The 22,124-nt window shown below is 44.3% G+C and carries 17 protein-coding genes, 1 tRNA gene, 2 rRNA genes and 1 riboswitch; of the genes, 14 read left to right on the top strand and 6 right to left on the bottom strand.

Annotation, left to right across the window (positions count from 1 at the left end; translation table 11 throughout):
- Together rrf and HOP38_RS14685 are read left to right on the top strand one after the other, a co-directional pair.
- Positions 1–112 (top strand): 5S ribosomal RNA (gene rrf, locus HOP38_RS14690); the annotation flags it as partial.
- Positions 113–168: 56 nt separating this feature from the next.
- Positions 169–245: transfer RNA gene (locus tag HOP38_RS14685), tRNA-Asp, on the top strand.
- A 134-nt stretch (positions 246–379) separates the two neighbouring features.
- Here the strand turns inward: HOP38_RS14685 and lysC are convergent.
- Entirely contained in the window at positions 380–1,780 is a 1,401-nt protein-coding gene (lysC, locus tag HOP38_RS14680) for a lysine-sensitive aspartokinase 3 (protein WP_081411567.1), read from the bottom strand.
- A 48-nt stretch (positions 1,781–1,828) separates the two neighbouring features.
- A riboswitch (Lysine riboswitch) is annotated at positions 1,829–2,005 on the bottom strand.
- Between the two features lie 199 nt (positions 2,006–2,204).
- On the opposite strand from lysC, the gene HOP38_RS14675 reads away from it, so the two are divergent.
- Positions 2,205–3,323 (top strand): pyridoxal-phosphate-dependent aminotransferase family protein, encoded by a 1,119-nt coding sequence (locus HOP38_RS14675; protein WP_096444383.1) that lies wholly within the window; start codon positions 2,205–2,207, stop codon positions 3,321–3,323.
- A 79-nt stretch (positions 3,324–3,402) separates the two neighbouring features.
- Here the strand turns inward: HOP38_RS14675 and HOP38_RS14670 are convergent, their stop codons facing one another.
- The 3 genes from HOP38_RS14670 to pepA form a co-directional block, all read right to left on the bottom strand.
- Positions 3,403–6,261 carry a valine--tRNA ligase gene (locus HOP38_RS14670; protein WP_198558368.1) on the bottom strand — a complete coding sequence of 953 codons (2,859 nt, stop codon included), beginning with the start codon at positions 6,259–6,261 and terminating at the stop codon, positions 3,403–3,405.
- Positions 6,262–6,359: 98 nt separating this feature from the next.
- The gene (locus tag HOP38_RS14665) at positions 6,360–6,815 is read right to left on the bottom strand and encodes a DNA polymerase III subunit chi (protein ID WP_006073201.1); all 456 of its coding nucleotides are present in this window, start codon (positions 6,813–6,815) and stop codon (positions 6,360–6,362) included.
- 63 nt (positions 6,816–6,878) lie between these two features.
- Positions 6,879–8,387, bottom strand: coding sequence for a leucyl aminopeptidase (pepA, locus tag HOP38_RS14660; RefSeq protein ID WP_006073199.1), 1,509 nt, complete (start codon positions 8,385–8,387; stop codon positions 6,879–6,881).
- Between the two features lie 191 nt (positions 8,388–8,578).
- Here pepA and lptF point away from each other — a divergent pair, with 191 nt between their 5' ends.
- Together lptF and lptG are read left to right on the top strand one after the other, a co-directional pair.
- On the top strand, positions 8,579–9,694 hold the full coding sequence (lptF, locus tag HOP38_RS14655) for an LPS export ABC transporter permease LptF (protein WP_198558367.1): 1,116 nt from the start codon (positions 8,579–8,581) through the stop codon (positions 9,692–9,694).
- A 3-nt stretch (positions 9,695–9,697) separates the two neighbouring features.
- Positions 9,698–10,768 carry an LPS export ABC transporter permease LptG gene (gene lptG / locus HOP38_RS14650; RefSeq protein ID WP_006073195.1) on the top strand — a complete coding sequence of 357 codons (1,071 nt, stop codon included), beginning with the start codon at positions 9,698–9,700 and terminating at the stop codon, positions 10,766–10,768.
- A 52-nt stretch (positions 10,769–10,820) separates the two neighbouring features.
- On the opposite strand, the gene HOP38_RS14645 is transcribed toward lptG, so the two are convergent.
- Both HOP38_RS14645 and zur read right to left on the bottom strand, forming a co-directional pair.
- On the bottom strand, positions 10,821–11,282 hold the full coding sequence (locus HOP38_RS14645; RefSeq protein WP_198558366.1) for a chemotaxis protein CheX: 462 nt from the start codon (positions 11,280–11,282) through the stop codon (positions 10,821–10,823).
- A gap of 8 nt (positions 11,283–11,290) precedes the next feature.
- A complete protein-coding gene (gene zur / locus HOP38_RS14640; protein WP_006073191.1) occupies positions 11,291–11,743 on the bottom strand; it encodes a zinc uptake transcriptional repressor Zur in 453 nt (150 codons plus the stop codon).
- Positions 11,744–12,211: 468 nt separating this feature from the next.
- On the opposite strand from zur, the gene HOP38_RS14635 reads away from it, so the two are divergent.
- From HOP38_RS14635 to HOP38_RS14595, 9 genes are all read left to right on the top strand, one after another.
- Positions 12,212–13,462 (top strand): magnesium transporter, encoded by a 1,251-nt coding sequence (locus HOP38_RS14635; protein ID WP_198558365.1) that lies wholly within the window; start codon positions 12,212–12,214, stop codon positions 13,460–13,462.
- Positions 13,463–13,484: 22 nt separating this feature from the next.
- The gene (locus HOP38_RS14630) at positions 13,485–14,771 is read left to right on the top strand and encodes a hypothetical protein (RefSeq protein ID WP_198558364.1); all 1,287 of its coding nucleotides are present in this window, start codon (positions 13,485–13,487) and stop codon (positions 14,769–14,771) included.
- A gap of 225 nt (positions 14,772–14,996) precedes the next feature.
- The gene (gene dusA, locus HOP38_RS14625; RefSeq protein ID WP_198558363.1) at positions 14,997–16,001 is read left to right on the top strand and encodes a tRNA dihydrouridine(20/20a) synthase DusA; all 1,005 of its coding nucleotides are present in this window, start codon (positions 14,997–14,999) and stop codon (positions 15,999–16,001) included.
- A 165-nt stretch (positions 16,002–16,166) separates the two neighbouring features.
- The gene (locus HOP38_RS14620; RefSeq protein ID WP_198558362.1) at positions 16,167–16,376 is read left to right on the top strand and encodes an envelope stress response protein PspG; all 210 of its coding nucleotides are present in this window, start codon (positions 16,167–16,169) and stop codon (positions 16,374–16,376) included.
- Positions 16,377–16,475: 99 nt separating this feature from the next.
- Positions 16,476–16,706: a hypothetical protein gene (locus HOP38_RS14615; RefSeq protein WP_031495170.1), complete on the top strand. Its 231-nt coding sequence runs from the start codon at positions 16,476–16,478 to the stop codon at positions 16,704–16,706.
- Positions 16,707–16,792: 86 nt separating this feature from the next.
- Positions 16,793–18,667 carry an assimilatory sulfite reductase (NADPH) flavoprotein subunit gene (locus tag HOP38_RS14610; RefSeq protein WP_198558361.1) on the top strand — a complete coding sequence of 625 codons (1,875 nt, stop codon included), beginning with the start codon at positions 16,793–16,795 and terminating at the stop codon, positions 18,665–18,667.
- A complete protein-coding gene (gene cysI, locus HOP38_RS14605; RefSeq protein ID WP_198558360.1) occupies positions 18,667–20,400 on the top strand; it encodes an assimilatory sulfite reductase (NADPH) hemoprotein subunit in 1,734 nt (577 codons plus the stop codon). Before HOP38_RS14610 ends, cysI begins: the two co-directional genes overlap by 1 nt.
- Positions 20,393–21,166 carry a phosphoadenylyl-sulfate reductase gene (locus HOP38_RS14600; RefSeq protein ID WP_198558359.1) on the top strand — a complete coding sequence of 258 codons (774 nt, stop codon included), beginning with the start codon at positions 20,393–20,395 and terminating at the stop codon, positions 21,164–21,166. The genes cysI and HOP38_RS14600 overlap by 8 nt, the downstream gene beginning before the upstream one ends.
- Positions 21,167–21,729: 563 nt before the next feature.
- Positions 21,730–22,124: ribosomal RNA gene (locus tag HOP38_RS14595) — 16S ribosomal RNA — on the top strand; the annotation flags it as partial.

Genomic DNA, 22,124 nt, shown 5'->3' with positions numbered 1-22,124 from the left:
GCGACCATAGCGTTGTGGACCCACCTGACTCCATGCCGAACTCAGAAGTGAAACGCAATAGCGCCGATGGTAGTGTGGGGCTTCCCCATGTGAGAGTAGGACATCGCCAGGCTTTGAACAACATCTGTTTAAAGCACTGTATAGATAAGACTTTAAATAGACCACTGCGGAGTGGTAGTTCAGTTGGTTAGAATACCGGCCTGTCACGCCGGGGGTCGCGGGTTCGAGTCCCGTCCACTCCGCCACTTATTAGAAAACCCGATGCGAAAGCGTCGGGTTTTTTATTGTCTGAAGATATCCTATCTAACTCTTTATACTGTTCTATCTGATATAAAAAAGCCCCGTCTAACGACGAGGCTATTTCATTCGACCATTGCTATCATTCAAACAGCTCTTCATGAAGTGCTTTAACGGCTTGTTTTGCTTCGTTTTCATCTAATAGGAAACATAAGTTATGTGGGCTAGCACCGTAGCAGATCATACGAATATTAAATTCATCCAGAGTATCGAATACTTCAGCGGCAGAGCCTTTTGTCTCACTCATGTTGTTACCAATCAGCGCGACGAGGCTTAATCCTTGTTTGACCTCGACTGTGCATAGCTGCTCTAGTTCTTGTTGAGCTTGAGCAGGAAGTTCGGGTGCACCGCCACACGTATCAGTTTGATCAAGTGTAAGTGAAACACTGACTTCTGAGGTAGTGACCAAATCAACAGAGATTTTGTGTTTTGCCAATACGGTAAAGACGTCCGCTAAGAAACCATACGCTTGGAACATTTTAGGGTTACGCAGTGTTACCATAGTTTGATTGTTACGTAGCGCCAATGCCCTAAATAGCGGCGCGCTTTCTACGGATTGTCGTACCCAAGTACCACCTTCTTGCGGCGCTTTTGATGAGCCGACAAACACAGGGATTTGGTGACGTAATGCTGGTAAAAGTGTTGAAGGATGTAGGATTTTCGCACCAAAGTTTGCCATTTCGGAGGCTTCACTAAAGCTGATTTCTGGAATAGGGCGTGCATTCGGAGCAATACGAGGGTCCGTTGTATAAATTCCTGGGACATCGGTCCAGATCTCTAACCCCGCAGCTTCTACCGCTTCTGCGATAAGTGCAGCACTATAATCACTGCCACCTCGGCCAAGTGTTGTGGTTTCACCTTCCTCATCAGAGCCAATAAAGCCTTGAGTGACAACAACATGTTGCTGACACAGTGGGATAAGCTTCTCATCGGCTAATTGCTTAGTCGCTTCTAGATTTGGTTCGGCTTTGCCGTAGTCACTATCCGTTTTCAGGACATCGCGAATATCAAAACGCACAGCGTCGACCCCGCGCTCCTGCATTAATCGAGTCAAAATATGAGTCGACATTCTCTCACCACACGCCACTAAGTGATCAGTGAGCTTTGCCGATGTTGCAATAGAAGCAGCCTCGGATAAAGTCGCAACTTTTTCAACGAGTGCTTCAACACGCTCCTCGATAGAAGAGGTGTCTTTGAGCTGCGACATAATGTCAGTATGGATAGCTCTAAGTCTATTGATGAGCTCAGCCCGGCGCGCTTCGTCTTTTACTCCATTTGCCAACTCAACTAAAATGTTGGTGACTCCAGAACATGCGCTGCTTACAACCAGCTTCGTTTGTGGGTTATTTTCGATGATCTCAGCACAACGGCTCATGGCTTCGAAGTTGGCGACGCTTGTTCCGCCAAATTTAGCTACATTGAATGCGCTCACAGTAATTCTCCAGGACTTCCAGTAGTAATAATAAGGTTGGTAACCCAACATCCGATGTTTGAAGAGAAAAATAGAGCGGAGGAATCCGAATAAAGAATGGACCTCAGAAGCTCTTCACCAATCACTTGGTGACAGTTAAAGGGATTCAGCCCGTTCAACCGACAAACTTAATCCTGCAAATTGAGTTCATCTCGGCACTGCTCCCCATCAGTAACATGTATAGAAGTTGCGGCTTCACATGATTACCTGCCTGGGCAGTGCTCCTCTTCCGCTGTAGCTTTTTAGTGGTTGCTACAGATAGTGTGTTTATTCAACGTTTTTGAGCGTGAAAAGTCAATGAAGATTCACAATTTAACCATAAAAAACTGAGTGGTTGGATGTTGCAAAAATGTTGATTTTTATTCCGTTGTGGAACAGACTGAATTTCCTTAGGATATTTTACTTATTACTACAATAAATCATTAAAGGATTGCCCATGACTATTTCTAGCTTTGTGCCCCCTCACCGTACGTTAATGGGGCCTGGCCCATCAGATATTTACCCACAAGTATTGCAAGCCTTGAGTCGTCCAACGATTGGTCACCTAGATCCGCTCTTCATCGGTATGATGGATGAACTTAAAGTGCTGCTCAAGTATGCATTTCAGACACAAAATGACTTCACGATCGCCGTTTCAGCGCCCGGTAGTGCCGGTATGGAAACATGCTTCGTAAACCTCGTCGAGCCAGGCGACAAAGTTATTGTTTGTCGTAATGGTGTGTTTGGCGAACGTATGCGAGAGAATGTGGTTCGTTGTGGCGGTGAAGCTATTGTCGTAGAAGATGAATGGGGTGCGCCTGTTTCTGTGGCTAAAGTAGAACAAGCGATCGCCGAGCATCCAGATGCAAAAATAGTAGCGTTTGTTCATGCTGAGACATCCACTGGAGCTGTAAGTGATGCGCAGGCTCTGGGTTCGCTTGCTAAGCAAAACGATATGCTGACTATTGTTGATGCTGTGACATCTCTAGGTGGGGTACCTTTATTGGTGGATGAATGGCAACTAGATGCAGTTTATTCCGGAAGTCAGAAGTGCTTATCCTGTGTGCCGGGATTATCTCCAGTCACGCTTTCTCCTGCGGCCATCGAGGTAATTAAATCTCGCAAAACGACCGTTCAGAGTTGGTTCCTCGATCAAAGCTTGGTTTTGGGCTATTGGAGTGGAGAAGGGAAGCGCAGCTATCACCATACCGCGCCAGTGAATAGTTTGTACGCATTGCATGAGTCGCTAGTCTTACTCAAAAATGAAGGACTAGAGAATGCATGGCAGCGCCATAAAGACATGCACTTGTTGCTCAAAGAAGGACTAGAACAGCTTGGGTTGAGCTTCGTTGTTGAAGAAGGCAGCCGATTACCTCAGCTTAATGCTGTTTACTTGCCGGAAGGTGTTGACGATGCAGCAGTGCGCTCTCAGCTTTTAGAACAGTACAACTTAGAAATTGGTGCGGGTTTAGGTGCGTTAGCTGGTAAAGCATGGCGAATTGGTTTGATGGGGTATGGGGCCAGAAGAGAGAACGTTGCCTTATGTCTTAAAGCACTTGAAACGGTCTTGAAGTAATTCTTGAAATAATAGTTGTTAGCCAATAAAAAACCGAGAGCTAGGCTCCCGGTTTTTTATTATATGGATTTAGCTAAGCTTAAAGCGCGGCAATAGTTTGCTTTTGCTCTTCCAGTTTAACTAACATATCTTTGTAACCTTCAAGTTTCTCACGTTCTTTCGCAACAACTGCTTCAGGTGCTTTCGCGACAAAACCTTCGTTACCAAGCTTGCCTTCGATACGTTTTACTTCACCTTGTGTCTTAGCGATTTCTTTCGCTAGACGATCCAGTTCTGCATCTTTATCGATTAGACCAGCCATAGGAATCATAAGCTCAGATTTACCAACCAGTGCTGTAGCACATGCTGGAGTCTCTTCGCCAGCTGTCAGTACTTTGATGTCTTCAAGCTTAGCAAGAGAGACAAGAACTGCTTTGTTCGCTTCTAGGCGAGCGGCGTCTTTATCGTCAGCAACTTTAAGCATGACATCTAGCGCTTTGCTTGGAGCAATATCGTACTCAGCACGTAGGTTACGGATGCTAGTGATGAATACTTTCACCCACTCAATATCGTCAAGTGCTTCTTGGTTGAAGTTTGCTTCTTCAAACTGAGGAAGCGCTTGAAGCATGATCGTATCACCTTCAACACCATCAACAAGAGGTTTGACGCTCTGCCAGATAGTTTCAGTGATGTATGGGAGTACTGGGTGAGCTAGACGCAGTGTCTTCTCTAATACTGTGATCAGCGTGCGACGTGTACCACGTTGCTGAGCTTCGTTACCTTTCCATAGAACGGGTTTAGTCAGCTCTAAGTACCAGTCACAGAATTGGTTCCAGATGAACTCATAAATGGTGTTTGCAGCCATATCTAGACGGTAGTTGTCGATGTGACCGTTGAACTCTTTTGCAGCAAGTTCAAACTGAGACTCGATCCACTTGTCTGCAAGTGAATATTCAATCTCACCACCGTTGAAACCACAATCTTGATCTTCTGTGTTCATAAGTACGTAACGGCTTGCGTTCCATAGCTTGTTACAGAAGTTACGGTAACCTTCTAGACGCTTCATATCCCAGTTGATATCACGACCAGTAGATGCCATTGCTGCAAGAGTGAAACGAAGTGCATCAGTACCATAAGGTTCGATACCATTTTCGAATGTCTTACGAGTGTTCTTTTCAATCTTCTTCGCTAGTTGAGGTTGCATCATGTTGCCAGTGCGCTTCTCTACTAGAGATTCAAGATCGATACCATCAATCATATCGATTGGGTCAAGAACGTTACCTTTAGACTTCGACATCTTGTCGCCGTTTTCGTCACGGATTAGACCCGTAACGTATACCGTCTTGAATGGTACCTGTGGTTTGCCGTTTTCATCTTTACAGAAGTGCATGGTCATCATGATCATGCGAGCAACCCAGAAGAAGATGATGTCGAAACCTGTAACTAGTACATCTGATGGGTGGAAAGTTTTCAGGTCATCAGTGTTTTCTGGCCAGCCTTGAGTACCGAATGTCCACAGTGCAGATGAGAACCAAGTATCAAGAACGTCGTCGTCTTGACGCAGAACAACAACTGGCGCTAGACCATTGTTCTCACGCACTTCCTCTTCGGTACGACCTACATAAACGTTACCGTCGTTGTCATACCATGCTGGAATGCGGTGACCCCACCATAGCTGGCGAGAGATACACCAGTCTTGAATGTCACGCATCCAAGAGAAGTACATGTTTTCATATTGCTTAGGCACGAATTGGATTTCGCCATCTTCAACTGCTTTGGTTGCTGTCTCTGCTAGAGGTGCAGTACGAACATACCATTGGTCAGTTAGCATTGGCTCAATTACCACGCCACCACGGTCGCCATAAGGTACGGTCAGATCGTGATCTTTGATTTCGTCCAGAAGACCAAGCTCTTCGAACTCGGCAACGATAGCTTTACGAGCAGCGAAACGCTCCATGCCATGATATTTAGCTGGAAGCTCTGTTGAATACGCATCGCTTGCTTCACCATTTGTGGTGAATACTTCTGCTGCGTCACGAATATCTGCATTGAACGTTAGGATGTTGATCATTGGCAACTGGTGACGTTTACCAACTTCATAGTCGTTAAAGTCGTGTGCAGGTGTGATCTTCACACAACCCGTGCCTTTTTCCATATCAGCATGCTCGTCACCTACGATTGGAATACGACGGTCTACGATAGGAAGCAGGATTTCTTTGCCGATAAGATCTTTATAGCGAGGATCTTCAGGGTTTACCGCAACACCAGTATCGCCCAGCATAGTTTCTGGACGAGTAGTTGCGACAACAATGTAGTCTTTGCCTTCTGCTGTTTTTACGCCATCAGCTAGAGGGTAGCGGAAGTGCCACATGTGGCCTTTCTTGTCTTTGTTTTCAACTTCTAGATCAGAAATCGCTGTGTGTAGCTTTGGATCCCAGTTAACTAGGCGCTTACCACGATAGATAAGATCATCTTCGTATAGACGAACAAAGACTTCTTGAACGGCATTAGATAGGCCGTCATCCATAGTGAATCGCTCACGATCCCAGTCTACAGATGCGCCTAGACGGCGAAGCTGTTTAGTAATTGTGCCGCCAGACTCGCCTTTCCATTCCCAGATCTTGTCGATGAAAGCTTCACGGCCATAATCGTGCTTAGTCTTGCCTTCTTCAGCGGCAATCTTACGCTCAACGACCATTTGAGTTGCGATACCAGCGTGGTCAGTACCTACTTGCCAAAGGGTGTTTTTACCCTTCATACGCTCGGCACGGATTAGCGTATCCATGATGGTGTCTTGGAATGCATGACCCATATGTAGGCTACCAGTGACGTTCGGTGGCGGGATCATGATGCTGTATGATTCTTTAGTCGTGTCACCGTGAGGCTTAAAGTAGCCTTTCTCTTCCCAAGTCTTATACAGAGCTTGTTCGATAGATTGTGGGTTATATGTCTTTTCCATAGCTTTCTGGATACTTACTTTAATCTGTGAAAGAAATTTGCCAAACCTTATAAATAAACGCAGGGAAATTAACGCTTACTTATAAGGATTGACCTTGATTAGGATTCTGAATGTTGAATCTCAATGGTTTGAAGCTGATAGCCCGCTTGACGGTAAATTTTATACCTTTCTCGCGCAGTTTGCTTAGCTTTTTCTTCGCAAGGGACGAAGTCTACCACTTGACCAAAGGACTGCGCAAAGGTTGCGTGACTATTCGCCAAATTTATTGCTAGTTGCCTATTCCAACTGGGTTTAAGGCCCTCGTGGCCAATCTCTACCGGCGTGCCATTTTTAGGTCCTTCGCCAATGAGATTGTGGGCAATAAATTGTTCGGGAGTCACTTGCCAGAAATACTCAGCCAACAACTCAGCTTCGGCTTTGTCACTGCAGTTAATATAGAGTTTGGCACCTTGCGCTGTAAAATGGCGACAGAGAAAATGCACATAGGCAAACCACCCCTGTTGAGAGGCTTGTTCGGAGTCTTCATTAATGATGTAGAAGGTTGCCGTATTCATGTGAAATGCCGCTTTGCTCTGGTTATTGGTAAGCAATAAAAAAGGGCCTTTCGGCCCTTTTGTTTACTCTTCAGTCTCTTGGCCACTGCGGTTTAGCAAGAATTGGACAAGTAGCGAGACAGGACGACCCGTTGAGCCTTTCGCTTTGCCTGATTTCCATGCTGTACCAGCAATATCTAAGTGTGCCCAGTGATATTTCTTAGCAAATCGAGATAAGAAACAACCAGCTGTAATCGTACCGCCAGGGCGGCCACCAATATTTGCCATATCAGCAAATGGGCTTGCTAGTTGCTCTTGGTATTCGTCTGCCATTGGTAGACGCCAAGCGCGATCGCCAGCTTGCTCAGAGGCGTTAACAAGTTCATGTGAAAGTGGGTTGTGGTTTGAAATCACACCACTGATATGATGGCCTAGTGCAATCACACATGCCCCCGTAAGAGTGGCAACATCAACAACACATTCCGGCTCATAGCGTTCGACATAAGTTAATGCGTCACACAGAACCAAGCGACCTTCTGCGTCCGTATTTAATACTTCAACTGTAAGGCCAGACATAGTTGTGAGGATATCACCTGGGCGATAGGCATTACTACCAGGCATGTTTTCACAGCCTGCTAGTACTGCAACCACGTTGATCGGTAGGTTCAGCTTAGCCAGTGCTTTCATGGTACCGAATACCGATGCTGCGCCACACATGTCGTATTTCATCTCATCCATGGCTTCGCCAGGTTTTAGTGAGATACCGCCTGAATCGAACGTTAGGCCTTTACCAACTAAAACAATTGGCTTCGCATCTGGATCTGGGTTGCCCTTGTATTCCATGATAGACATCATAGATTCATTCTTTGATCCACGACCGACAGCTAGGTAAGACGTCATACCTAGTTTTTCCATTTCTTGCTCACCAATGATTTTGGTTGAAATGGTGTCGTAATCATCAGCCAAGCGACGAGCTTGAGAAGCAAGATAAGCTGGGTTTGCGATATTTGGTGGCATGTTGCCAAGATCTTTCGACGCTTTAACACCTGAAGCAATCGCTAGACCGTGAGCAATCGCTTTTTCACCAAGATTTAACTCACGACGTGTAGGTACGTTGAATACTAGCTTACGCAGTGGACGACGTGTTTCTGGTTTACTACTCTTGAATTGATCGAAGGTATAAAGACCATCTTTCGTTGCTTCAACAGCTTGACGTACTTTCCAGTATGTATCGCGGCCTTTAACGTGCAGCTCTGTTAGGAAACATACCGCTTCCATAGAACCAGTCTCGTTCAACGTGCTGATGGTTTTTTGAATGATTTCTTTATATTGGCGTTCACCAAGCTCTCGCTCTTTACCACAGCCAACTAACAGAACGCGCTCTGAAAGCACCCCAGGTACTTGATGCAGTAGCAGCATTTGACCTGGCTTACCTTCTAGGTCGCCACGACGTAGCAAAGAGCTAATATAGCCATCGCTGATTTTATCAAGCTGCTCTGCAACCGGAGAGAGACGACGTGGCTCAAATACGCCAACGACGATGCATGCACTGCGCTGCTTCTCTGGACTGCCACTTTTAACACTAAACTCCATGCGTACTCCTACATCCTAAAGACAAATAGAACTAAATGTTGGATAATCGATTCTTAATGCTTGAATCCTATGAGCCATTTCGGCCTATAATCTTAAGATAAGAATCGATCAAAAAAGTAAAAAATAAAAGGTTTACCCGAAAACTATAGCGATTCAATCAAAAAAACAAGTTTTGTATAGGTGTTTTCACTGTGATTATTGTTAGATATTTGATCAGAGAAACAGTTAAGAGCCAATTAGCTATCTTTTTAGTGCTCTTTTTAGTGTTTTTCAGTCGTCAATTTATCCAAGTGCTTGCTGATGCTTCCGATGGAGATATTCCTGCTGGTCTGATTATGACTTTAGCGGGTATTAGTATGCCGACAATGGGACTATTGATGTTCCCATTGAGTATTTATATCGGAATCCTAGTTACTTTCGGGCGTTTATACGCAGAAAGTGAAATCACGGTAATGAATGCGACCGGGATAGGTAATAAGTTTCTTATTCGTGCGGCTATGTATTTAGCGGTACTGACCACTTCTCTAGCTGCGTTTAATGCATTCTGGTTAGCCCCTTGGACTCAAGAGCAAGAAGTGCAGATTCGTGAACGGCTTGCATCGGAAAACTCGGTGGAGCTTTTGCAAACGGGTAGCTTCCAACGAACCCCTGACGGTTCTTCGGTTGTCTTTATTGACAGCATAAAAGATAAAAAGCTAACCAATGTCTTCGTTGCTCAGTTAAATCCAAGAGATTCGGTGTTACCTAGCGTGATATCGGCGAAATCTGGTGATGTAAAAGAGTTAAGTGATGGTCGACAAGTGATTGCGCTCTATGACGGTGTTCGTTATGAAGGGGTGCCGACTCGTCTTGAGTATATGGTTACAGAGTTTACCGATTATGAAGGGGTCATTGGGCAGCGTGAAGTCCAACAGCGTGGGCGCTCTTGGATGGCCATACCCACTATGGAGTTATTGGGTAACCCTGATCCTAAAGCGCAAGCCGAGCTCCATTGGCGAATCTCCTTGGTGGTATGTATTCCATTATTAACCATGCTGGTGGTGCCTTTGTCGGCGGTAAACCCAAGGCAAAGCAAGTTTGCCAAAATGGGACCAGCAATCTTGGCTTACTTCGCTTATTTTATGGCGATCAGTGCAATGAAATCGGCGCTAGAAGATGGGGCTTTTCCGTCGTACATCGGATTATGGCCAGTAAACTTTGCATTGCTGCTTGCCGCTATCGGTGTCAATACTTGGGATACGGTCGGCGTGAGGAAACTCAGAGAGAAACTGCGTCGTAAGCGCATGCAAAGACGAGAGGTAGCTTAGATCGTGTTTAGAATACTAGACGTCTACGTGGGTAAGACAATCATTACCACGATCATATTAGTGCTCTCGGTTTTCGTTGGCTTATCTGCGGTGATCAAATTTGTCGAACAGCTTCGTTCAGTTGGCGAGGGGAGCTACACCATGCTGTCGGCATTGTATTTTGTGATATTAGGGATGCCGCGTGATATTGAGCTGTTCTTCTCTATGGCTGCGCTACTTGGCTCCTTAGTCGGCTTAGGTATGTTAGCGAGCAGCTCTGAGCTTGTTGTTATGCAAGCTGCCGGGATTTCGAAGCTACGTATTGGTCTTTCAGTACTTAAGACGGCAGTGCCTTTGATGGTGGTAGTGATGGCATTAGGGGAGTGGGGGGCACCAACCACTCAGCAAATGGCTCGCGATTTGCGCCTTCAAGCGACATCCGGAGGTAGCATTGTATCGGTTAGAAACGGTGTCTGGGCTCGGGATGCGAACGACTTCATTTTTATCTCTAAGGTCAATGGCGAGTCTGTTGAAGGATTGAATATTTGGCGCTTCGGTGAGAATAAACAGCTCAAAGAAACGGTGTTTGCGGAATCAGCAGATTATCTAGGCGATAATCGTTGGGAGATGCACCGAATTCAAATTACAGACATGAAAAACGATGAGGCATTATCAAAAGAGACGCTCGACAAGCAAGTTTGGGAAACTTCACTGGTGCCTGACAAGCTAGCGATTGTTACTGTGGATCTTAATGAGTTGCCGTTAAGTGGATTGTGGGATTATACCCAATACCTGAAAGACTCTGAACAGGATGCATCTCGTTATGAACTGGCATTTTGGCGTAAAGCGACACAGCCAATTTCAGTCGCGGTAATGATGTTAATGGCACTGTCTTTTGTGTTTGGTCCTTTAAGAAGTGTAACTATGGGTGCGCGTATTCTCTCTGGTGTCATCGCAGGTTTTACGTTCTACATATCGAGTGAATTCTTTGGGCCAGTTAGCCTTGTATATGGGATGTCGCCGTTGTTTGGTGCCTTAGGGCCTAGTTTGGTGTTTTTAACCATAGCCATGTTGCTTCTGCGCAGAAAACTATAATAAAAAAGGCTCCAACCGGAGCCTTTTTTATTTTGTCTAACTGAAAGAGAGTTTACTCGAAGCAAATCTCGATAAATGCATCACCCCATTCAGAGGTAAAAGGCATGATGATGATCGCTCCATCGCATTTATGCCTGATGGTATGTCCTTTACCCGAGACAACCACTGGAGTTGCCATATCAAAATCGAAGCCACTCTCAGCTAAAATTCGTTTTGCACCACCAGTGACCATATTGGTGATTTCACCGACCATATCGGTTACTTCTTCGTTGAGACCATGTGGTCTCTCGCCGAGCATGTTCTGCATGATTTCGAGAGCAAGACCCTCTTCAAATGTGATCGACATTGAACCACGAGTTTGGTTGCCTACCATCCCGATAAGACCAGATACGTCCCCGCGAGCAATCTCATCTTTCTTAATTCTTGGTTTTAATGGTTTGATTTCCATCGTCGCCATGGTTTTTAGCACATTTATTAAGGAGGCTAAAAACGGGTTTACAAATTCAGCGCGCATAACTTCTTCTATTTATTTTCAACTTCCAATGATGAACACGTCTGACAAATGCCATGAGATTCAATAACGTGATTGGAGAACTGGAAGCCATGTTTTTCAACGTTACTATTCAACAAGGCTATCAGAATATCATCTTGTAGTTCAACGACATTGCCGCACTTATCACAAATCAATAAATGAGAGTAGTGCTTATGCTCACCAAATGAACAGCATGAGATAAAGCTATTAGTTGATTCAACTCTGTGAATAAAACCTTGTTCTAAAAGAAAGTCTAGAGCGCGATACACGGTAGGCGGTTTAGCTTTTGGTTCACTGACTTTGAGCTGTTCTAATAATTCATAAGCACTAGAGGCCTTCTTATTTTCACAAATAAGCTCATAAACAGTTCGGCGCTGAGGAGTGAGTCGCACACCTCTTGCGGAACAGATATCTTCCAATTGTTGTATTAGCTTTTGATTCACATGGTCACCTGTCTTAGCGAAGTCCGACTATTTTATACTAATTCCCCACGTAGATCGTTAGTAGGCTGACTCGAATTTTCGTATTGACCGATTCGTCACTTTATTCTGCTGGTGGCTCTGAACAAAGGGATGAAATATTTTGCAACATCAAAGTTGCCAAGTTGTATATTCGCACTGTTGACTATGAGGAGTCGGATACCTACCATGCGCCCATATTTTCACAGGAGAAATATTATGGAAAACGACAGTCGAAGGTGGATTACTAGCTCAAGAGCGCGGATCTTATTGGAGTAATATGGACTAAGCATTGTTACCCCCTTCAACTTTTCTCGCCCTCTTAAAATGACGTTGGTTTCTTTCTCTGAAACTCAAACGCTATCTTGTTAGTAACCACCTGAAAATGAATTGTTTTGTCTATTGCTCGAATGGAGCAAGGGATCGTCATATCTAATAAAAAGGTGCGCTATCATGACCATCATTAACACCGTAAACGAATACAGCCATCACCAAACCGTTAGCTTCGAGTCCGGCGCGACTCAAGTAGATTTCACTCTTTTTAATCATTGGATTGAAATGCGTGAGATACGAAAGCTTAACCAACATTTTAACGCTGAGTACATTCAACAAACGCTTTGTTTTACTCAGCAGTTATCGGCAGAGTCGCTTCAACGACTTTATTCTCTAGAGGGGTTCGATTATCAGCAAGATGTAGAGCGGTTTCTTCAAGCAAGGCACCCCGTTATCCATACTGTTAATTCCGCAGCAATGACAGTGCTCTATCATGATATGTCCGTAGAGCAGGCGAAAAAAGCACTGAACAGTCTGTATATTGAGTTTGCCTGTCTTACTATCGTCGACGATCTGGGACGGTTTGTTGGCTTAATTAAACTGGATATTTTGTTTAAATCGCAACCTAATTTAAAACTGTCCGAGATTGTCCAGCATGCCATCAGCTGTCATTTTAGTGCATCACAAGAACATGCGGTGGCGCTACTCAAACAAAGTCGTTTTGACGTTGTACCAATCTTAAATAGTCATGGGCTTCCTGTTGGTTTGCTATCGGCTAAATCGGCGATAGATATCGTTACCGAAGAGCAAACTGAAGACATGGAACGATTGATGGGCATTCAGCAAGATGGTCATGTCGGCGACTATATGAGCCTGTCTGTTATGGAGCATGTGAGTAAGCGTATTGTCTGGGTAATAGGCTTAGCCATATTGGGTTTGTTATCCGGTATGGTGATCCATAGTTATGAAGATGCAATTGAAGCGTTTACGGTTTTGGCCTTGTACATGCCAATGATAGCGGACTCTGGTGGTAATGCTGGTACGCAGTCTGCGACTGTGATGGTGCGCTCTCTGGCGTTAGGAAGCGTCAAGCTGCGTGACTGGCTGTCAGTGTTGTGGAAGGAAACACGCATTGCCATTGTTATTGGTGGTGCACTGGCTGTTATTTCCTTAGGGAAAGTGACCTTACTGTCTTATGGCGTAGAGTTGCCGGCGAATCTGACACTAACCATGTTGGGCTGTGCAATTGGCTTAGCACTCTTCTTCCAAATAGTCTCTTCTACCGTTATTGGCGCTATGCTGCCTATGTTGACTAAACGACTCAACCTTGACCCTGCCGTTGTCGCTAGCCCAGCGATAACCACCATCGTTGATATTGGTGGACTGCTAATCTATTTCTTCTGTACTACTCGATTATTAGGTTTGTCTTAACCTCAGAGTAGGAGTTGTCATCATGAATATAGAATGGAGAGCGAGCAACGCTATAGTGGTGTCCCAGATGCTAAGGGCTGGTGAGGTTGGAACCATAGATATCAAGATCTATATGGATGGCCAACGTTATTCAGTTGCAGAGTTCAGTGAGGAAGCAACGGATGATCTGTACCGTTCGATATTCCTCTATCACAACACCGATAGTCTATTAACTGAAGAAGCTCGACTGGAGTTCATCGCTCTGGAAATGGGTAACTGGTGTCCTGCAACTGAAAGTAGACTAGTGGAATGGCTAACGTCGTTCCATACTGCGATACGTGCACAGTGTCTTTCGGTTTGTTGTGAGTCTGGATACCCTGGCGTGCCATCTTTGTGTTGGCAGGTGGAGAGGGTAAATTATAAGTTTGCTCTTTTGTTTGAGCGTTACCCATCGGCGCGCTCATCACATCAACGTTTATTAGTCATTGCCTGCCAAGAGCTGTTAAAGCTCTATGAAAGGTTGAGAGACAATCACGCAGAGTCGTCATCGCAATCTGTGTTGAACTGTCTTTCTCGACTTTTGTTTGAACGTAACCATATTGCAGGCTGGCGTCCATACGAACAGAGAAAGAAAGCATACCGTGGAACGGGCTACCATGATGAAATCGAGGAGTTTGCCTGTAGTTGGCCAGCTTATCGGCATGAGCACTTGTGCACTCAGCGCCGTGCATCCGTAAACCACCTGATAACCATTGCTTTAAGCAGCATGCTCGCCATGTCAGTCGTGTTAATGTTCAATGTTCATTTGATGAAACAGGATGGACATTTGACTTTGAGTCTACTTATATTGATCTGCTTGCTTTATGGTGGGCGTGATGTTGTCAAAGAAGTTCTCAAAGTAAAGATCACCAAGCAGCTTAACAAATTTAATTTCTACCGAAGATATAAATTGATTCGACCTGGAAGTTTTCGAATCATTGGTGAGCGCAAAACTCGGATGCAGTCTCAATTTAGCCCGTATAAAACATCATCTAAGCTGTGTTTGCAAAAAACGGAGAGTATCTCTGTTGCCAAAAGACTTAGTAAACATTCGATATCAGTGTACTGCGAGACTCAAATATCACTAAACAACTTAGACAAATATCGTAAGATACAGCATTTTAGAGTGCTGAATCAGCATGGAGAAAGTGAACGTACACCGATACGAGATAATCGTGATTTGCATATTTGTATCCAAATCACTCAATCAGATAGAAACACAATAACAAAATCGTTTCGATGTAATGATAAGGACAACAGTCGTTGGTTTGAAATAAAACCCGCAAGCTAGCCCGAGGTAGCTGGTGGTCTTTAAAGCGCAGTTATTGGCCGTTAGGCATGGCGATATCTGTGTTGGTTAGATGATTAGCTACTTCGCTTTCTTTTTGAAACTCTTCCGCTCTCTGTGTATGATTGGCTGCTTTTTCTTGATGACGATAACCGCTTTATCAGGGAAGCATGGAAAACTCCACGATATTCAAAGCGGATTTGATGGGTAAAATTATTAGGTAAAACAATGAACAAGTCAGATAGCACAGGTAAATTCCAATCAAACCGCTTGTCCGTTGCGCCCATGCTCGATTGGACAGATAGACATTGCCGTTACTTCCATCGTCTATTGTCATCGCAAACGCTGTTGTATACCGAAATGGTAACAACAGGTGCGATTATCCACGGTAAAGGTGATTTTCTTGCGTATAACGAAGAAGAACATCCGGTAGCGTTACAGTTAGGTGGGTCTAATCCGGCGGACTTAGCGACGTGCGCAAAGCTTGCCGCGGAGCGTGGGTATGATGAAATCAACCTCAATGTGGGTTGTCCTTCCGATCGTGTTCAAAATGGTCGTTTTGGTGCTTGTTTAATGGCGGAGCCAGAGCTGGTGGCAGAGTGTGTCGCGGCGATGAAAGAAGTTGTTGATGTTCCAGTAACGGTGAAAACACGTATTGGCATTGACGATCAGGATTCTTATGAGTTTCTGACGCGATTCGTCTCTCTTGTCTCAGAAAAGGCGGGATGTGAACAATTTACTATTCACGCGCGTAAAGCTTGGTTAAGCGGCTTGAGTCCAAAAGAAAACCGAGAGATTCCACCACTGGATTACCCACGTGCTTATCAAATTAAGAAAGACTTTCCTCATTTACAGATCGCAGTGAATGGTGGAGTGAAGACCCTTGAAGAGTCTCTTGAACACCTGAAGCATCTAAATGGTGTCATGATAGGCCGTGAAGCGTATCAAAACCCTTATATTCTTGCGCAAGTTGACCAACTAATCTTTGGGCTGGATACTCCAGTGAAAAAGCGCAAGCAGGTTGTGGAAGAGATGTATCCATACATTGAGCAACAGTTAGCGAACGGCTCGTATCTTGGTCATATCTCTCGTCATATGATTGGTTTATTTCAGGCGATGCCTGGTGCGAGGCAGTGGCGTCGTTACATTAGTGAAAATGCTCATAAGAAGGGTGCCGGCATTGAGGTATTAGAAACTGCATTAGCGAAAATACCTGCGGAACTTGACGTGTAAGATACCAACTTATTGGTCAATAATACCAACTCCTATTGTGCTCAGTGCCAATAGGAGTTTTTGTTTTTTATAAGTGTATGATTTTTAATGTTTATAATAATTGGAACAGTTCCTGCAATACCAAAGTTAAGTCGTTAATGAAGTCACAAGCACGTAGGAGGTGTTATGTTTGAACTGATTTTCGTATTGGTATTTTTGGCTACACTGGTAATGACAGGCGTAACAGTGATGACAGTAACGTTGGCTGTGGTTGTTTCGTTTGGTGTGATGTTTATGTTGGGAATGGTCGGCATCGTCTTCAATTTACTCCCGTATATTATCGCGTTCCTTATTGCGATTTGGTTGTATAAGAAAGTAGCAGTACCATCAAGTTAACAAAATAGCAACAAATATCCCTACAGATTAAGGCGTAATTGCTATAGTTAGTGTATGGCACTAGGTACAGTAGCTACGCCGAGATTTCTGGAGGGAACCATGACAATGACTGAGTTAAAGCACCTATACCATCAGAACTTGTTAGCCGAGGCGATCATAGAACCGTCTTCTTCTGATGAAGGTTGGATTGTTGAGTTTCGCCACAAGCAGGGTGGTTTTCTTATGTTGACTGATATTCATGGTGCTGAATGTCAGTATAACGATCTTGATAAAGCGTCTAAGTCTGCCTTGGCCGTTGGCTTTACTGAGGTTCGAATTGAAGCCAAGTAATCCTCTCTCTTCTTCCAAAAAGTTATAAAACATTCATATCTATTCTTTCTTGTTATTAAGGTGGTTGGTTAATCTATCGTCACGCAATGATTAGGGATGTCGTGACAATGTCTTCAAATGTAAAACAGTCATCAAATGGCAATACACAACCACAAGAGCTACCTAATGTAGCTGCACCATTAAATGACCAACAGATCTCACAACTTCAACAAGCTTCGAGTAATTTATCTTCTAACCAACTTGCTTGGGTGAGCGGATACTTTTGGGGATTGAGTCAAGCACAAGCTCCTACCCAACTCACCCCTGTAGCCAGTGCAGTAAATACAGCCACGGCTTCTGTACCTGCTGGAAAACTGTCAATTATCTTTGCTTCACAAACTGGTAACGCGAAAGGTGTTGCGGAAGAGTTGAAAGAAGAAGCAAGTACTTTAGGTATCGATGCAGAGCTGTTTGATGCGAGTGACTACAAAGGTAAAAACCTAGCAAAAGAAACGCACGTTATTATCGTCGCTTCGACTAATGGAGAAGGTGAAGCGCCTGACAACGCTATTGAGCTGCATGAATTTCTGCAGTCCAAAAAAGCTCCTAAACTTCCAAACTTAAAATATGGTGTGATTGGTTTAGGTGATTCAAGTTACGAGTTCTTCTGCCAAACAGGTAAAGACTTTGATTCTTTCTTAGCTAAGCTGGGGGCAACCTCATTTATCGACCGAATTGACTGTGATGTCGACTATGATGCACCAGCTGAAGAGTGGCGTGCGAATGCTCTGGAAAAAATAAAAGCTGACCTCGCATCTCAAGCTGCAGAGGTTGTAACACTGCCGGTTGCTAATAATACCGCTGCGGTAACCTATACCAAAAAGAACCCATACACTGCGACGTTACTGACTAGTCAAAAAATCACCGGACGTGACTCTGGCAAGGATGTTCGTCATATCGAAATAGATTTAGAAGGATCAGGTCTCACCTACCAGCCAGGCGATGCTCTTGGTGTATGGTTTGAAAACAATAACCAGTTGGTTGACGCGCTTCTAGCCCAAGCTGGTTTATCTGGCATCGAAAGTGTCGATGTTGACGGTGAAAGTCTATCCCTTCGTTCTGCGCTGATTCGCCACTATGAAATTACTGCTGCGAACCCTCAATTAGTTAGCCAGTACGCTGAACTCTCCAACAGCAAAAAGCTGCTTAAGTTAGCCGAAGACAAAGATAAGCTGCGAGAGTACGCGGGACGTACTCAGGTATTAGACGTATTTAAAGAGAAGAAAACCAAACTTGAAGCATCACAGTTACTGTCATTGCTACGCCGTCTAACTCCTCGCCTTTACTCTATTGCTTCTAGTCAAGAAGAAGTGGATGAAGAAGTACATCTTACAGTTGGGCTGGTGGAGTATTCTACTGGTGAGGAGAGTCGCTACGGTGGTGCTTCTTACTTCTTGTCTCGTGATCTAGAAGAAGGCGCAGAAGTAAAAGTGTTTGTAGAACACAACAACAACTTTAAGTTGCCAGAAAATGGAAATACCCCAGTTATTATGATCGGCCCTGGTACAGGTATTGCCCCATTCAGAAGCTTTATTCAACAGCGTGATAATCAAGGTGATAGTGGTAAAAACTGGCTGTTTTTTGGTGACCGTACCTTCACACAAGATTTCCTTTACCAAGTTGAATGGCAAAAATACCTTAAGTCGGGTGTCTTAAGCCGTTTAGATGTGGCATTTAGCCGAGATCAACATGAGAAAGTCTATGTACAACACCGCCTACTAGAGCAAGGTGAACAAGTGTGGCAATGGCTTGAAGAGGGGGCACATATCTATGTGTGTGGTGATGCGAACCATATGGCTAAGGATGTACACAATGCACTGTTAGAGATTACTAAGGTGTATGGTGGAAAATCACCGGAACAAGCTGAGGAGTTTGTTAGCGAATTAAGAAAAGCAAAACGTTATCAAAAGGATGTGTACTAATGAGCAAGCAATCAGTGACTATTCAAGAAGTATTAGGTCAAGAGTTAGGACCACTATCTGATAACGAACGCTTGAAACGAGAAAGTAATCTGCTTCGCGGTACGATCGAAACAGATCTACAAGATCAAATAACGGGCGGCTTTACAGCGGATAACTTCCAGTTGATACGATTCCACGGTATGTATCAGCAAGATGACCGTGATATTCGGAATGAGCGAGCTAAGCAAAAGCTCGAACCTCTACATAACGTCATGCTACGAGCAAGAATGCCTGGTGGAGTAATAACGCCGAAACAGTGGCTTGCCATTGATCAGTTTGCAACAGAGCATTCTCTTTATGGCAGCATCCGTCTGACTACTCGTCAAACGTTCCAATTCCACGGTGTACTGAAACCAAATATAAAGTTGATGCACCAAACACTGAACTCCATTGGTATTGATTCAATTGCCACTGCTGGAGATGTTAACCGAAATGTCTTGTGTACGACCAACCCTGTTGAGTCTGAGTTACATCAAGAAGCGTATGAGTGGGCGACTAAAATCAGTGAACACTTACTACCCAAGACTAAAGCCTATGCTGAGATCTGGTTGAACGGTGAAAAAGTAGAAACAACGCAAGAAGATGAACCTATTCTAGGCAAGAACTATTTACCTCGTAAGTTCAAAACCACCGTAGTGATACCACCGCAAAATGATGTAGATGTTCACGCTAATGACTTGAACTTTGTTGCTATCGCAGAAGAGGGCAAGCTTGTCGGCTTTAATGTGCTGGTGGGTGGCGGATTAGCGATGACACATGGTGACACCAGTACTTATCCAAGAAGAGCAGATGATTTCGGTTTTGTACCGCTTGATAAAACGCTTGAAGTGGCTGCTGCAGTAGTGACGACACAAAGAGATTGGGGTAACCGCTCTAACCGTAAAAATGCTAAAACCAAATATACGTTGGATCGTGTAGGTATTGATGTCTTTAAAGCAGAAGTAGAAAAGCGCGCCGGTATCAAGTTTGAGCAAAGTAAACCATATGAGTTCACAGAGCGTGGCGATAGGATTGGTTGGGTTGAAGGTATTGATGGTAAACACCATCTAACACTCTTTATTGAAAATGGACGTCTACTAGATTTTCCGGATAAACCTTTAAAGAGCGGCGTCGCAAAGATCGCAGAAATTCATAAAGGCGATTTTCGAATGACGGCCAACCAAAACCTTATTGTGGCTAAAGTATCTAAGTCCAACAAAGCCAAGATAGAACAGATAGCTCGTGAACACGGCTTGATGGATGACACAGTATCAGAGCAGCGCAAAAACTCGATGGCGTGTGTCGCTTTCCCTACGTGTCCTCTTGCGATGGCAGAGGCTGAACGTTTTCTACCAAGCTTTGTTACTGATGTGGAATCTATCTTGGATAAACATCAGATCAATAAGGAAGAGAGCATTATCTTGCGAGTTACAGGTTGTCCCAATGGTTGTGGACGAGCAATGTTGGCTGAAATTGGACTGGTGGGTAAAGCGCCGGGTCGTTACAACTTGCATTTAGGTGGTAACAAAGCAGGTACTCGTGTTCCTAAAATGTATAAAGAGAACATCACCGAAGCGCAAATCCTAGAGGATATCGATTCGTTAGTTGGTCAGTGGGCCGAACAACGAGAAACAGGTGAAGCCTTTGGAGACTTTGTCATTCGAGCGGGCATCATTCAAGAAGTGAAAGTATCGAAAAGGGACTTCTATGCTTAGACTCCAAGAATACTCAACATTGAAAGATTTGCTTTCGCTCACCAAAACCGAACAGATCCTAAAACTGGCGGAGCTTAATGCAGAGTTGGAACAGCTCAATGCAGAGCAAAGAGTTCGATGGGCGTTTGAAAATCTACCGGGACAGCATATCTTAAGCTCGAGTTTTGGTATGCAAGCTGCGGTTATGCTTCATTTGGTTAGTCAGGTTCGTTCGGAAACCCCGATAGTGTTAACAGATACGGGGTACTTATTTCCTGAAACCTATCAATTTATTGATGCGCTTAAGGAGAAGTTAAACTTAAACCTACACATATATAAAGCAGAGTTGTCGCCGCAATGGCAAGAGGCAAGGTACGGAAAGCTGTGGGAACAAGGTATTGATGGAATCAAACGTTATAACCAAATGAACAAAGTGGATCCGATGAGGAGAGCTTTAGAGGATTTGGGTGTTCAGACTTGGTTTTCAGGGTTGAGAAGAGAGCAGTCGGAGAGTCGGGCTAACTTGCCCGTACTGGCGATTCAAAATGGCAGATTCAAGTTTCTTCCCATTATAGATTGGAGTGACGACCAGATTGACACTTATTTATCGGAACATGGCTTGAGTTACCATCCGTTGAAAGACCAAGGGTATCTTTCTATTGGTGATACTCATTCGACGGAAAAGTGGAAGCCAGGAATGAAGATAGAAGAAACTCGCTTTAACGGCTTAAAACGAGAATGTGGTTTACATGAAGATGACGTCGAGCAAGATGGTTCAGGAATCTAGAGTAAATCGGTTATTAAAAAAGGAGGGGAAACCCTCCTTTTTTAATAACTCTGTGGATAACTTGTAATTAAAATAAGGATAAAGTGGGATAAATAAAGCTTTGAATGAAAAAGAAACGCTTAGTCGTTATTTTTGTATTTTTTCCTAAAAAACGCTTGCCAATGTGATCCGGATCTCTATAATGCGTCCTCACTGACACGGCAGAGCCCACAAGGGTTCAAGGCAAGAGTCAGTAAGGCGTTCAGCTAATAAGATGGTCTTCTAGTTAGATTTGAAAAAATCAAAAATAATTAGAAAAAAGTGTTTGACACTGAGAATCATCTCGCTAGAATAGCCGCCTCTTCAAACGGAAAGCGAAATGCAGAGTTCTGAAGAGAATGTTCTTTAACAATATAAACCTATCAATCTGTGTGGGCACTCGTTGATGATAATCAAATTAGATACTTTGGTATCAAATTAGGTTTCAATGAAACGAAGTGACCATTGAATCGAAAGATTCAGCACAGTCAATTCAAACATTACTTTATGTAATGTTCAGTATTCATTGAGCCGAACAAAATCTTAAATTGAAGAGTTTGATCATGGCTCAGATTGAACGCTGGCGGCAGGCCTAACACATGCAAGTCGAGCGGAAACGAGTTAACTGACCCTTCGGGTGACGTTAACGGCGTCGAGCGGCGGACGGGTGAGTAATGCCTGGGAAATTGCCCTGATGTGGGGGATAACCATTGGAAACGATGGCTAATACCGCATAATGCCTTCGGGCCAAAGAGGGGGACCTTCGGGCCTCTCGCGTCAGGATATGCCCAGGTGGGATTAGCTAGTTGGTGAGGTAATGGCTCACCAAGGCGACGATCCCTAGCTGGTCTGAGAGGATGATCAGCCACACTGGAACTGAGACACGGTCCAGACTCCTACGGGAGGCAGCAGTGGGGAATATTGCACAATGGGCGCAAGC

It is taken from the genome of Vibrio mediterranei, assembly GCF_013364395.1.
GTDB classification, from domain to species: domain Bacteria; phylum Pseudomonadota; class Gammaproteobacteria; order Enterobacterales; family Vibrionaceae; genus Vibrio; species Vibrio mediterranei.
This window is presented reverse-complemented; position numbering and strand designations above follow the sequence as displayed.